Here is a 13,456-nt window from a genome sequence, read left to right on the forward strand (position 1 = left end):
CACGGCGAGCGTGGCGCCCGCTTTGTTGTCAAGCAGCACCTGGTTCACATTCGGGTGGTTCAGCTCCCGGTCGAGGACGACGATCTTATGCCCGCGTTCGGCATACTGCAGCAGCTCCTCACTGGAGAACGTCTGATCCAGCACGATCGCTCCGTCAATCATGCGCTCGGGCAGCATGCGGTGCGACTGCTTGCCGCTGCACACGATCAGATCGTATCCCTTTCGGTTTAGAATCTCCTTGATGCCGTACAATAAATCACCGTATACGTCACCGCTGAAATCGGTCAGAAATACACCGATGATGCGGGTTTCCCTTTTCTTCAGGTTGCGTGCGGCCGCATTGGGCACATAATTCATTTCTTTGGCGATTGCCAGAATTCTGGCGCATGTTTCCGGCGTCACCTTGTCACTGCCGTTCAGGGCATAAGAGACGGTCGAAATGGAGACGCCTGCCTTCCGGGCAATATCTTTAATACTGACCATGGGTGTTCCTCCTCTATTTCCAAAAAGGAAATGGCGATCGTGAAGAGATCGCCATCCTCAGCCAATCCTCCGGATGTTGATTACAGCGTGATTTCGATCCGGTTGCCATCTGCCAGGAGGCCTTTGTCAAACTGCTTCCGCGTAATCCTCATGCCGCCTTCGCGGTAACGGTTGCCTTCCGGCGTCCATTCCAGGGAGCTGCCGTTCAGAGTCACCGAGCGTTCCCCGCCTTGCAGATGGTATATGAAGGTGACCGGTGTTCCCGCATAGGCAAATTGGAACTCCAATCCGTTCAGCCCGGCGGGCAGCACCGGATCGATGACGAGATCGCCTTCGCACTGGCGGATGCCCAGGCAGCCCGCGATCAGCTGGTTCATATAGATGCCGGGACCGCTGGAATAAATCCGCCAACCGCCCTTAACCGGAACGGAGCCGTCTTTCAGCTCTGCGAAGCGGTCCTGCGCTTCATAACGGGTCCGGAATTTGCCGTCCGAGCTGCTGAAGTACGCGTTGCTTTGCCGCAGTTCCGCATGCGGAACCGTGTGCCGGATGCCCACCGGGTTGATGACGCTGAGCCCGTGCCACGCCTCCTGTGCCCGGCCCAGCTTGGCCATCGCTTCCACGTAGCGGATGTGGGCATGGACGTACTGCAGCCCGACTTCCCGTCCGAAATTGGCGGCCTGCTCCGCCCGCTTGAAATGCGTGCTGACGCCGCCGGTATAGAATGCCGGGCGGTTCATGAGGCGGACGCCGTCCGGACACAGCAGCTGCTCGCGGATCAGCGCTTCGTGCGCGAGCGCCTGCTCTCTGGTCAGCAGCTCGCTGATCATGCTGCGCGTCATCGGCAGCAGGCGGCAGGTAATGCCGGTCTCCGAGTCGGTAGGATGCAGCATCAGCTTGGGGCTGTCCGGATCTTCAAGATAGACGAAGCCGGGGATTACGTCCGAGCCGAGCATGTAGCGCTCAAAATCGCGGCGAATGCCCTCCGCTATTTCGTGCAGCGGGGCTGCAGCTCCGGCTGACGGGGAATCGTCCAGCACCGCGGCGAAACGGCTGACCGCCTGATAGGTCAGGGCCACCGTCCAACTGCTGGCCATATACTGCTTGAGCTGTGCATTGGCGGGCTGCAGCGTATCATCCCAATCCCCGTCCCCGTAGGCGGACAGGTGTGTATCATGAAGGAAGTGTTCACGGATATATTGGATTTCTTTCAGTGCATGCTCCAGTACAGGAGCTGTCTCCTGGGTAAATTCGAAGCTATGCCGGTCCGTGTAGGGCACATTTTCCTCCAGAATACTGTAGTCCCGAGTTGCGGTCAAATAATCCCCGAGCACTTTGAGCGGCCATACGATAATATCGCCGTGGCTCTCTTCCTGTTGGATTTTCGCATAGTTGTCGAACATGAACCACTGCGGCCAATTTCCCGTATCCTCGTACTGATGGCTGAAGACCGTCAGTAGAATGCTGCGGACCTCATCAAAATGCTGGGTAGACAAAAAGTATTCCACAGGCCCCTGGCAGACGTCCCGTGTTCCCCAGGCGGCTCCTCCATACTGTTCAAGGCCGTGAGGAACGGTGTAATGGACGAGCATGTTGTGCGTATACCACCACGCAAGGGCATTAAAACGGAATAGATGATCCGTTTCGCGTCCGTTTTGCCGGAGCCTGAAGCCGTTCATGAGCGAACCCAGGCAGCGCCGGTAATTTTCCCGAGCTGTGTCCCAATCCTCTGTCGGGACAGCGGCTTTTCGCTTGCCGTACAGCATGGTTTGAACGGTGAGCGTCCATTCGGGAGTGCTGCTCAGTTTAAGCGCAACAAGGGATGCACCGCCGGGTACTGCGCTGCTGTTCAGTATGCGTTCATCACCTGCTTCAAAGGCTGTTCCCCGCACTTGCAGGCTGTACTGCAGGTCGGGGTAGGCCTCCGTACTAAGCGCGGCCCGGCCGGATCGGAAGACGAGGCTGTCGCCGGATTGTTCCATGTGGAACGTAAGTTCGTATTCGTTTACATGCATGGAGATCTGCTGGGTGACCAGGAAACGGTAAGAACGCCCGCTTATGGAGCTCACATGCAGTTGTACGTCAGGGGAATCCACATTCGTACTGTTCGTTATAACCAGCGTATCCTTTTCCATTTTGTAATACCAGCGTACGTAATTAAAGCCGATCTCAAACAGGGAGGGGAGGGAGAGCAGCCGGTAAATGCCGTCCATCTCAACGTAAATGCGCTGCCCGGAGGATTTTTGTGCATTTAACGGATTTCTGGCATGGGTGATCATTTTATTGAAATTCGTATTGCCCACCACAAGCTGGGAATTGAATATCCCGTACATGTAGGAGGTGGTTGTGACGATTTCCTCCCTGGAGCCGAGGTGCCCGCCCATCAGAATATGGCCGTGAGGGCGTTCAACACGCAGCTCTTTGGCTGGCAGAACGACATGCTCATAGGTATCTGTAAAAAAGGAGAGCAGCTCGTCCCCTTCACGCTCTTCTTCACGGCGGTTAGGGAAGAGGGCGTTAATCTCCTCTTCGCTCAGCGGGAGCGCAGACAACGGCGCCCCTGCAGCAAGCCCTGTTCCGGACGGGGCTGGTGCCTGGGACATATCCGCAGGCAGTGCAGCGGTAAGGGTGAGAGAAGCGCTCACCTCTTCGCGGGCCTGGGCCAATACGTCTGTGAACTCGAGCGCCGTCACGGCTGCCGGGTGGTCAGCTCTGTACAAGCCATAGAACACAAAGCTCGCTTTTCCATTCAGGAAGACATGCTTGGATTGAAGCGCCGTATAGGCAAATTCATATTGATAGACTTCATTCGCCAGTGAATCCTTGAGCAGAGCTTCCGGTAGATCCGTTTTTTTATACGATAGGCCGAAAAACTGGAATCCGTCCGTGGAGTAAGCGGCCGCTCCCGTCAAGGAGCCTTGCTGCAAATAAGGGAAAGCCCCTTCCTGCGGCATGTTCTGGCGTGAGCATACCGCATATCCCCGAATGTCGTCATGATAGACGGTATGATCAATGTACTGGGACAAATACGCCTCATTGCTGCGCACGGCCCCTATGCCGGCTATACCGACATCCTGACCATAAATCAGGTCAGCGTCCACCCCGCTGCCTTCAATTTCAACGTCCCAGAACCAGACATTGCGGCTGCTCAGGCTGAAAATCACTTTATATTCGACATCTTCCGCACAGCCTTCCCACACGATATGATTCCGGTGCTTTCGCATCCGGCTGGACGAGCGGACACCGAGCAGGGGGAAGGAGCGGATGCCGTCAGTTCTATGGAGACGGAGATACAAATTGTTGAGAGAACCGTCAATCTCATTGGATAACAGCTGGTTGATCATCATACCGCCGGAGCGAATTTGATAAATATCTCCGCTGTTCAGAAATTCAAAGGACAGATTGCCTGCCTGCAGGCGGGTTCCGGAGTCGGTGTACGTAGTCATGAGCTCATTCCTTTCTTTATTTCACTAAGCGCAAGCTTCCTTTCAGGCAGTCCCTGTTGTTAGGCTTCGCATAGACGGAAAACAAGCTTTCGAAACGTTTCTATAAAGGGGTTAAGTGGATTATATCTGCTTCCGGAAAGGGAGTCAAACGAAAGAAGAGTGGCTATATTGCCGAAAGTTAACCGTTTATAGGTTGATATATGTGTATATCCGATCATTTTCCCATGCATTATAATATTTTCGGACCCTATTGAATACGGTTTCATTTTGCTTTATAATGACAATCGAAACGTTTCTATAAAGTCATCACAATAGACTGTACATGGATTAGGGGTTACAAGCATTTCCGGGCATATTACTTCAAAGCACAATCGGGAGGAATGGATATGTGGAAAAGAAAACTGGGGATCGTACTGGCCGCTTCCATGCTGATGATGGGGGCGCTCGCAGGCTGCTCATCCGGGGATACGTCGCCAGGAGCGGAGAAGGATGGGCAGACGACACTCACCCTGTGGGGGATGGGCGCGGAAGCGCAGGCGCTGCCCGATATCGTCAAACAATTTGAAGAGGAAAATCCGGACATCAAGGTAGAGGTACAGGCTCTGCCATGGGATAACGCCCACGATAAGCTGCTGACGGCGGTTGCTTCGAAATCAGGTCCGGACGTGGTGCAGATGGGCACCTCCTGGGTTCCTGAGTTTGCCAGCGCAGGCGCGCTGCTTGATCTTTCGAAGTATGCCGGCCAGTATCCCGAGCTCGCGGAGGACAATTTCTTTGATGGGGCGGTTTCCACCACCAAATTTGAGGACAAGATGATTGCCGTGCCGTGGTATACGGAAGCGCAGATTTTGTTCTACCGCACCGATCTTCTTGCGGAAGTCGGTTATCCTCAAGGTCCGAAGACCTGGGAAGAGCTGTCCGATGCGGCGCAGAAGCTGGCTGCCCGCGGTGAAGGCAAATATGGCATTTCGTTCAACCCGAAGGAGCAGTCGCTTTCCTTTATGCTGGCACGGCAAAACGGCTCCAGGATTATGGATGAGCAGGGCAATCCGCTGTTTAATCAGCCGGAATTTGTGGAGGCCGTCGAATACTTGAACAGCTTTTTCCAGAATGGCTCCAATGCAACTGATCTTGGCATTGATTCGGTGCAGGGACTTAAGGGGGAAGGCATCGCTCCGATGTTCATCAGCGGACCGTATATGATCAAGCAGATTGAAGAGCAGGCCCCCGAGCTGAAAGGCAAATGGGCGGTCACACAGCTTCCGGCCAAAGAGAACAATACCTCCGTGCTGGGCGGCTCCGATCTGGCGATCTTCCAGTTCAGCGAGCGTCAGGATGAAGCTGCCAGATTTTTGGCTTACATGAGCAAGCCTGAGACCCAATTGAAATGGATGGAGCTAGCGAGTGTGCTGCCGGCGAATAAGAAAGCATGGGAAGATCCCGGTCTTCAGGAAGACGCGAACCTGAAAATTATCCGTGAGCAGCTGGATCATGCCGAGCCTATGCCACAGATTGCCGCATGGGAGGAGATCGCCCAGCAGTATCTGAAGAGCTTTGAGCGCATTTACCGCGGCGGGGCTGACGCGCAGACAGAACTGGATGCCTTCAACGAGCAGGCGGCGAGCATTTTGAAAAAGTAGGGAAGTATCCGGATTAAGCAAAGGAAGTGAATGTATGAAAGGGAGCTCGAAATTAGCGCCATATTTATTCATAGGCCCTTCGGTAATACTGCTTACCGTGTTCTCGCTGGTGCCGATTCTGCTCGCGCTTGTCATAAGCTTCACGGATATGGATCTGTCAGGATTGGTCGATTACGGCAATATTCAGTTCATTGGACTGGAGAACTACATCAATGTTTTGGCAGATCCTGCTTTCCATAAAGCAATTTTAAATACGCTGTTTTATGTGGTCATAGGCGTACCGCTTGTGCTGCTGCTCTCACTGGCCGTGGCCATCCTGATTAATATGGGGGAATCTCGGCTGTTCAGCGCATTCCGCGTCGTATATTATCTGCCGTCCGTAACCAACGTGGTCGCGGTGGCAGTCGTTTGGAGCTACCTGTACAACCCTACACTTGGGCTGTTCAACTATCTGCTTTCGGAGTGGAATCTGGGAACGGTTCCGTGGCTGACCGAGCCGACGACAGCCAAAATATCGCTGATCATTCTCGCGGTATGGAGGGGGATAGGGCTGAACATGATCATCTTCATCGCGGCGATCAAGGGGATTCCGAAATCCTATTATGAGGCGGCTCAACTGGACGGGGCGAATAGCTGGCAGCAAATCTGGTATATAACGCTGCCGCAGCTGCGCTTTGCGATCTTTTTTGTCTCGATCACCACGATGATCGGCTGGCTGCAGTTTTTCGAGGAGCCGTTTGTCATGACCGACGGCGGACCGCTCGACGGCACGATCTCAGCAGCTCTGTTTATTTACAACAACGGATTCAAGTTCAGCCAGTTCGGTTATGCGGCGGCGGGGTCATTCGTGCTGTTCTTCGCGATCATCGCGATCACATTGATCCAGTTCCGTCTGCAGAACAAAGCGGAGTCCTGATGGAGAGAGGTGATTCTGTGAAAATAGCAATCGAACAGTCCGGCGGCAAAACCAAAAGCAGAGAAAAAGCGTTTCAATGGACGATCGGCATACTCCTGACTATTGGCGGGCTGCTGATGCTGCTCCCCTTTGTATGGATGATCCTGTCCTCATTCAAGCTGGAAGCAGAAGTAAAGCAGATTCCGCCGACGCTCTGGCCGCAGCAATTCACGCTGGAGAACTTCCGCAATCTGTTTGACGACATGGCATTCGGGGTTTATCTGAAAAATACGCTGATCATTGTTTTTTTCTCGTTCATCGGTCTGTTCCTGAATGCGATGGCCGGATATGGTTTTGCCAAGTTCCATTTTAAAGGAAGAGGAGTTCTCTTTTATCTGGTGCTGGCTACGATGATGATCCCAGGGCAGGTGACCATGATCCCTGTATATCTGATCCTCAACCAGTTGAACCTGACCAACTCGATGGCGGGCATCGTACTGCCGGGGCTGGTGGGGGCGTTTGCCATCTTTCTGTTCCGCCAGTTTATGACCACTATTCCGGACGAGCTGCTTGAGGCGACCCGTCTGGATGGAGCCGGGGAGTTCCGGACCTTCCTGCAGATTGTGCTTCCGATTTCGACGCCGATTCTGGCAGTGCAGGCCATTCTGACTTTTATCGGGGGCTGGAACAGCTTTCTGTGGCCGCTCATCGTTGCCAATGATGAGAAGCTGTATACCCTGTCGGTCGGCCTCTCTTTGCTGAAGGGACAGAACGAGAGCCAATATGCGCTGCAAATGGCCGGATCGGCCTTCATGGTCGTTCCGATCATCATCATTTTTATCATTTTTCAAAAATACATTATCGACAACTACACCATTTCAGGCATCAAGTAGAGTGAACGATCAAGAGGCGGCATCCCTTCAAGGCGGTGTCGCCTCTTTCTGTCGATTTAACGGATTACGATTACGGAGCGGCCTGCAGTTCCCGGTTGATCGCCGCTTTTAGTTCTTCGTAATCCATGCTTCTTAATATTTTGCCGTTCACGAAAAAAGCGGGGGTGCCGTTCACGCCGTAATACCCGCCGATTTTGTAATCTTCTTTTACGTCTGCAAGATAAGTGTTGCCCCTCAGGTCGGCCTCGAACTGCTGGTAGTCAATTGCTGTTATATTTTTCTTCACAAAGTTGATCAGAAATTCGTGTGTCGCCCAGATTTTACTTTCGGACTGCTGATTCTCATACAGCTTGCTATAGTAGTCCCAAAAAGCCTCCGGATTCTGCCGATAGATGGCTTCCCCCGCGCTGCCTGCAAGGATGGAGTCCCTGTCCAGAAAAGCATAGTTCATGAAATAGAACTGCACTTTGCCTGTGTCCACAAACTCTTCCTTAAACTGTGGATACACGGTGGCATGCCATTGCTTGCAGGCCGGGCATTTAAAATCCCCAAACTCGATGACCTTCACCGGAGCGTCCGGCTGCCCGATAAAAGGCTGTTTCTCGTACTTAAAGCCGTCCACCGTAATTTTGCCTTTCACATCCGTATAATTGGGCAAATCCTCGATACCTGAGGCCTGCTTTCCATACCAGTTCAGCCCTGTTAAAACAAGCAGCAGAACAACAAGCGCTGCGCACCACCAGATGACTCTGAATCCCTTATTCCGTTTCATCATTCATCTCCCTTCCTTTTCAAAGGTGAATATCCATTTATTTATACCAGAAGAGAGGTGATTGATAGAATTACATTTGTCATAATGATGTTCTATGAATTTACGCTATACCACCCGGTTTCTCTCAAAAAGACCTCTCAAGACAAGTTTGTCTCTCCTAAAAGTTCCATATAGCTGGATATGATGCTGTTATGGGCAACCATGAAGGTCCTACCTGCTTTGCCCGCCTGTTTTTGAGAATACAATAATTAATAAAAACATTAACTATTAATGTATATATTGACGACTATTCGACCGTATGCTATATTCGTTGTGCGCGAAACGGTAATGATCAGGTTTGCATATTCCGAATTTTTCTTATTGAGAGAGGATGGTATCCATGGCAACAACAGGTCTGAAAGCCAAAATGATCGTTGATAAATCTTTCCGGATTGCCGAGGTGGATAAACGGATTTACGGCTCCTTTATTGAGCATTTGGGACGTGCGGTGTATGGTGGCATTTACGAGCCCACGCACTCGTCCGCTGATGAAAGCGGTTTCCGGAATGATGTGAAGGAGCTGGTCAAGCAGCTGGACGTGCCGATTATCCGTTACCCGGGCGGGAATTTTGTCTCCGGCTACAATTGGGAGGATGGCGTCGGTCCTGTTGAATCCCGGCCGAAGCGGCTGGAGCTTGCCTGGAGAACGGTGGAGCCGAATGAAGTAGGCACGAATGAATTTATAAAATGGGCCAAAGAAGCTGGCTCGGAGGTCATGATGGCCGTCAATCTCGGCACACGCGGCATTGACGCCGCCCGCAATCTGGTGGAATACTGCAACCACCCGGGAGGCTCCAAATACAGCGACCTGCGCCGCAGTCATGGGGTGGAGCAGGCACATCGGATCAAGACATGGTGTCTCGGCAACGAAATGGACGGCCCATGGCAAATCGGACACAAGACAGCGGAGGAGTACGGCAGACTGGCGCTGGAGACAGCGAAGGCGATGAGATTGATCGACCCCGACATTGAACTGGTATCCTGCGGCAGCTCAAGCTCCGCCATGCCTACCTTCCCGGAATGGGAGGCCACTACTCTCGATCATACGTACGATGCGGTTGATTACATATCCCTGCACCAGTATTATGGCAACCGGGACAATGACACCGCCAACTATCTTGCGCGTTCCATGGATATGGACCATTTTATTCATACAGTCATTTCCACATGCGATTACATCAAGGCGAAGAAGCGCAGCAAGAAGAAAATGATGCTCAGCTTTGACGAATGGAACGTCTGGTACCATTCCAATGAAGCGGACACGAAGATTGAACCATGGACGATCGCTCCTCCGCAGCTGGAGGATATTTATAACTTTGAGGATGCGCTGCTGGTCGGCAGCATGCTGATTACATTCCTCCGTCATGCCGATCGTGTGAAAATGGCCTGCCTTGCCCAGCTCGTAAACGTGATCGCTCCGATCATGACGGAGAACAACGGCCGTGCCTGGAAGCAGACGATTTTCTACCCTTATATGCATGCTTCCCAATTCGGGCGTGGCGTGTCCCTGATGCCTGTGGTGGATTCTCCTAAATATGACGCCAAGGATTTCACGGATGTTCCGTATCTGGACAGTGCTGTTGTATATGATGAGGCGGGAGAGGCGCTGACCATCTTCGCGGTGAATCGCCATCTATCTGAAGGACTGGACCTGACGTGTGACGTGCGCAGCTTCGAGGGGTACAGCATCGTGGAGCATATTGTCATGGAGCATGAGGATCTCAAAGCGGCGAACGGACCTGGCGAGGAAAAGGTAGCTCCCCGCAGCGGCGGAAGCTCCAAGCTGGACGGTGGCATCCTGACCGCACGCCTTGGCAAAGCATCCTGGAATGTAATTAGGTTGCGTAAAGCACAGTGATTTTTTTATGCATAGAGCCATGCCTGTTGGATTCGGGCATGGCTTATATTTTTGGCTTTTTAACATCCTTCGTACACAGCCGGGGTACAATGAGTCCAGGCAACAGAAATGAGGGAGGGCTTGCAATGACTAACAAAGTGATCAATTTTGCCCATCGCGGGGCTTCAGGGACCTGTCCCGAGAATACGATGGCCGCTTTTCGGCAGGCGCTGGAGCTAGGCGCAACGGGGATTGAGACGGACGTACAGCGGACACGGGACGGTCAGCTTGTCCTCATCCATGATGAATATCTTTTGCGCACGACTGGAGATGAACGCCTGGTTGAGGAGGTTACGGCAGAGGAAATCCGTGAGTTGGATGCGGGCTCCTGGTTTGGCGAAGCTTTTAAGGGGGAGAAGCTGCCTTTTCTGGAGGAGCTCCTTGACCTGGTGGCAGGTACCGGCATCATCCTCAATCTGGAGCTGAAGAACAGCATCCGTCCCTATTCCGGTATGGAAGAGCAAGTGATTGCTGCCGTTAAAAAGGCCGGTTTGGAGGAACAGGTTCTCATTTCGAGCTTCAACCATTATTCACTGGCAGAGTGTAACAAAATAGCCCCCGATATCCAGACCGGGGTTCTCTATATAGAAGGGTTGTATCAGCCGTGGGAATATGCGCGCACATTCGGCGCCACAGCCCTCCACCCTTATAAAGAAGCTGTCACCCCTGAATGGGTTGCCGCCGCTGCAGAGGCGGGGGTTGTGTATAACCCGTTCACGGTTAATGAAGCTGAAGAAATGAAGTCGCTGATTGCAGCGGGCGTGAACGGGATTATTACGGACTACCCAGAGCTCCTTCATGAGCTGCTTACGGCCAGTGTGTCCTAAATCGATATACAGCCAGATGAATCATATTATTTTTCGGTAGGGATATAAGGATCATTCCCTTTCCATTCTACGAGCAAAAAGGTCAAAGGCAGTAGAATTTTTCTCGCTGTCTTTGACCTTTTTTTGCAATAACAGGAATCACTGAAGGAGCTTTTTGAGCCGCGCAAGAGTAACTTTTGTGTTGTTTAGTTTGAGCCATTGCACGAAGCAGCGGAGAAGACGAAGCAATTCCGGAAAAGCGGAGCGTTCGCCTTTGGCCCGAAGGGTCAACAGCGATTGTAGGAATGCTTCGTTCTCGGAGCGCCTCACTAAGCACAAAAGCAGATCTCTCGGCTCAATAGATCCTACCTATTTGATTCCCACCCTCATCCGATAACTGAACATCAGCTCAAGCGTTTTGCCAGCGAAGGCTTTGCCGGCGAGCGCGCTGAAGTGAACCAGGTCTTCATCGAGCTCGGAGGAGCCGAGCTTGAAGACGGTCTGAACGCCTCCCTGACTGAGGGCAAGCCGTACATAGCGGTCTGCGTCGAACGGCTCATGGTGATGAAATACGATTTCTTTGGTGAACCGGAAAACACCGCTGGCTGCCATTCTGTCCAAATGACTGCTTTTATCCCATTTACGTGCCTGCTGCTGCTCAGGCGCAAGCCGTTGGATAATATCATCAGCCTTAGCCAAAATTCGGTTGTAAGCATCCTCCGTCTCCCACTCCAGCGAGGGAGGCCAGTCACAGTCATAGGCCGCAAATACACCGCCCTGTACGAGTACGCGTCCGAATTCCTTCAGCGTACTGTCAGGATCCATCCAGTGAAAGGATTGTGAGCATGTGATGACATCAACGGATTGGACCGCAAAGGGAAGAGCATTGGAAAAACCGTGTTCAAACGAAATGTTGTCCGTGTCATTGGAATTAGCCAGTTTTTCTCTTGCAACAGTGATCATATCGGTATTCGGTTCAATACCAACGATCCGATCCGCCCAGCTTCTCCACAGCATGGTGGACAATCCGGTGCCGCAGCCGACATCCGCCACAAGCGCGGGCTTGCGCCCTAAATAGCGGAGGATCAGCTCCGGGACGACGGTCGGCGCTTGCGGCCTGCTGCGGTCATAACCGTCAGCAAATCCTGTAAAACGCTCGACATTGCTAAGCAGGTTTCCTTCCGGGATGCTCATGGGACGCCTCCTGTCTCGTATTTTCGAGATAGCTTATAATCCATTGTATTGTATATCCCGGAAGAAAAGGAGAGAAAGAGCGGCTTAAATGATTTTTTTGTCAGGAATGCCTGAGATTTGTGCAAAACGTTCACGCAGCGAGGACAAGGCTGGATAGAGATCTTCACGCTGCATGCCCATCTCCAGCACCGCCTCCAGGTAGCCTGCTTTATCACCGATATCATAGCGGCGGCCCTCCAGCTCAAGAGCGAGCAGCCCGCGCCGCCATGCAATCTCATGCAGCGCGTCGGTCAGCTGGTACTCGCCGCCCGCACCGGGCTTCATGCTCTCCAGTATCGGGAAAATGGAGGGATCAAGCACATAACGCCCGATGACCGCACTGCGGGATGGCGCCTGTTCATGGGCAGGCTTTTCCACGAGACCGGTGACTTCCTGCACTTGGGCGTCTGAAGAAGCGGTTGCAATAATTCCGTATTTGTTGACATCCTCCTGCGGCACCGTTCGGACCGCGACTACCTGCTTGCCGGTCGTATCGTACACATCCATCAGCTGCCGGATGGCAGGCGGGTGGGACACCATAATATCGTCGCCGAGCAGGACGGCAAAGGGTTCATTGCCGATGAAATGGCGGGCGCATAATACGGCATGCCCCAGTCCGAGCGGCTCCTTCTGCCGGATGTAGTGAATGCTGGCGGTGCCTCCGATGCTCTGCACCTGCTTCAGCAGATCTGACTTGCCTTTGTCCTTCAGCACCTGCTCAAGCTCGACCGACTTGTCAAAGTGGTCCTCGATGGCCTTTTTATTCCGCCCGGTGACAATGATGATGCTTTCGATACCGGACATAACCGCTTCTTCTACAATATATTGAATAGCCGGTTTGTCGACGATGGGCAGCATTTCTTTGGGAAGCGCTTTGGTTGCCGGAAGGAAACGGGTTCCGAGGCCTGCGGCGGGAATGACAGCTTTTCTGATTTTCATGATGCATCACGTTCCTTTCCTTGTCTGGAGCCGAATATCCAGAATCGGCTGCCTGTATAGTTGATGGCCAGTCCGGCGAGTGTTGCAATCAGCTTGCAGGCGGGAAGGGACCAGGAGGTTCCATACCGGAGCCCCTCCAGCACTGCTGCCGTAATGGCCAGTGTAATCAAATTTACAATGATAAAAGAGATCAGCTGCCTGGACTGCGGGGACTGGTCGCTGCTGCCGCGGAAGGTCCAGCCGCGGTTCAGCAGGTAGCTGTTGGCCGCACCGCACAGATACGAAATGATCTGTGCAGGCAGAGGCAGCATGCCTCCCCAGGTCAGCGCAATGAATATGATATAATCGATGCCGGTGTTCAGCGCTCCGACCGTGCCGAAGCGAAGAAATTGACCGATGAGGGCTCTCATCGC

General features: G+C 52.8%; 11 protein-coding genes. 5 read left to right on the forward strand and 6 right to left on the reverse strand.

Going from position 1 to position 13,456, the window contains the following annotated elements; translation table 11 throughout:
- A partial coding sequence (locus ACI1P2_RS08720; protein WP_355318779.1) for a LacI family DNA-binding transcriptional regulator occupies positions 1–483 on the reverse strand: 483 nt, incomplete at its 3' end.
- 80 nt (positions 484–563) lie between these two features.
- Entirely contained in the window at positions 564–3,929 is a 3,366-nt protein-coding gene (locus tag ACI1P2_RS08725) for a GH36-type glycosyl hydrolase domain-containing protein (protein ID WP_355318781.1), read from the reverse strand.
- Between the two features lie 386 nt (positions 3,930–4,315).
- Between ACI1P2_RS08725 and ACI1P2_RS08730 the strand changes: the two genes are divergently transcribed.
- Genes ACI1P2_RS08730 through ACI1P2_RS08740 form a run of 3 tightly spaced genes read left to right on the forward strand, consistent with a single transcriptional unit; the run spans position 4,316 to position 7,357 of the window.
- Positions 4,316–5,569, forward strand: coding sequence for a sugar ABC transporter substrate-binding protein (locus ACI1P2_RS08730; protein WP_355318783.1), 1,254 nt, complete (start codon positions 4,316–4,318; stop codon positions 5,567–5,569).
- A gap of 34 nt (positions 5,570–5,603) precedes the next feature.
- On the forward strand, positions 5,604–6,485 hold the full coding sequence (locus tag ACI1P2_RS08735; RefSeq protein ID WP_355318785.1) for a carbohydrate ABC transporter permease: 882 nt from the start codon (positions 5,604–5,606) through the stop codon (positions 6,483–6,485).
- Positions 6,485–7,357: a carbohydrate ABC transporter permease gene (locus ACI1P2_RS08740; protein ID WP_408976176.1), complete on the forward strand. Its 873-nt coding sequence runs from the start codon at positions 6,485–6,487 to the stop codon at positions 7,355–7,357. The genes ACI1P2_RS08735 and ACI1P2_RS08740 overlap by 1 nt, the downstream gene beginning before the upstream one ends.
- A gap of 70 nt (positions 7,358–7,427) precedes the next feature.
- On the opposite strand, the gene ACI1P2_RS08745 is transcribed toward ACI1P2_RS08740, so the two are convergent.
- Positions 7,428–8,132: a DsbA family protein gene (locus tag ACI1P2_RS08745; RefSeq protein ID WP_355318789.1), complete on the reverse strand. Its 705-nt coding sequence runs from the start codon at positions 8,130–8,132 to the stop codon at positions 7,428–7,430.
- A gap of 376 nt (positions 8,133–8,508) precedes the next feature.
- Between ACI1P2_RS08745 and arfA the strand changes: the two genes are divergently transcribed.
- Positions 8,509–10,026: an arabinosylfuranosidase ArfA gene (gene arfA / locus ACI1P2_RS08750; RefSeq protein WP_355318791.1), complete on the forward strand. Its 1,518-nt coding sequence runs from the start codon at positions 8,509–8,511 to the stop codon at positions 10,024–10,026.
- Between the two features lie 125 nt (positions 10,027–10,151).
- A complete protein-coding gene (locus ACI1P2_RS08755; RefSeq protein ID WP_355318793.1) occupies positions 10,152–10,892 on the forward strand; it encodes a glycerophosphodiester phosphodiesterase in 741 nt (246 codons plus the stop codon).
- Between the two features lie 348 nt (positions 10,893–11,240).
- Here ACI1P2_RS08755 and ACI1P2_RS08760 read toward each other — a convergent pair whose 3' ends face one another.
- The 3 genes from ACI1P2_RS08760 to ACI1P2_RS08770 form a co-directional block, all read right to left on the reverse strand.
- Positions 11,241–12,065, reverse strand: a complete 825-nt coding sequence (locus tag ACI1P2_RS08760; RefSeq protein WP_355318795.1) for a class I SAM-dependent methyltransferase — start codon at positions 12,063–12,065, stop codon at positions 11,241–11,243.
- 84 nt (positions 12,066–12,149) lie between these two features.
- Positions 12,150–13,046, reverse strand: a complete 897-nt coding sequence (galU, locus tag ACI1P2_RS08765; protein ID WP_355318858.1) for a UTP--glucose-1-phosphate uridylyltransferase GalU — start codon at positions 13,044–13,046, stop codon at positions 12,150–12,152.
- Positions 13,040–13,453: a GtrA family protein gene (locus ACI1P2_RS08770; RefSeq protein WP_355318860.1), complete on the reverse strand. Its 414-nt coding sequence runs from the start codon at positions 13,451–13,453 to the stop codon at positions 13,040–13,042. Before ACI1P2_RS08770 ends, galU begins: the two co-directional genes overlap by 7 nt.
- Positions 13,454–13,456: the final 3 nt, after the last annotated feature.

The organism is Paenibacillus jiangxiensis, from assembly GCF_046098255.1.
Classification (GTDB): Bacteria; Bacillota; Bacilli; order Paenibacillales; family Paenibacillaceae; genus Paenibacillus; species Paenibacillus jiagnxiensis.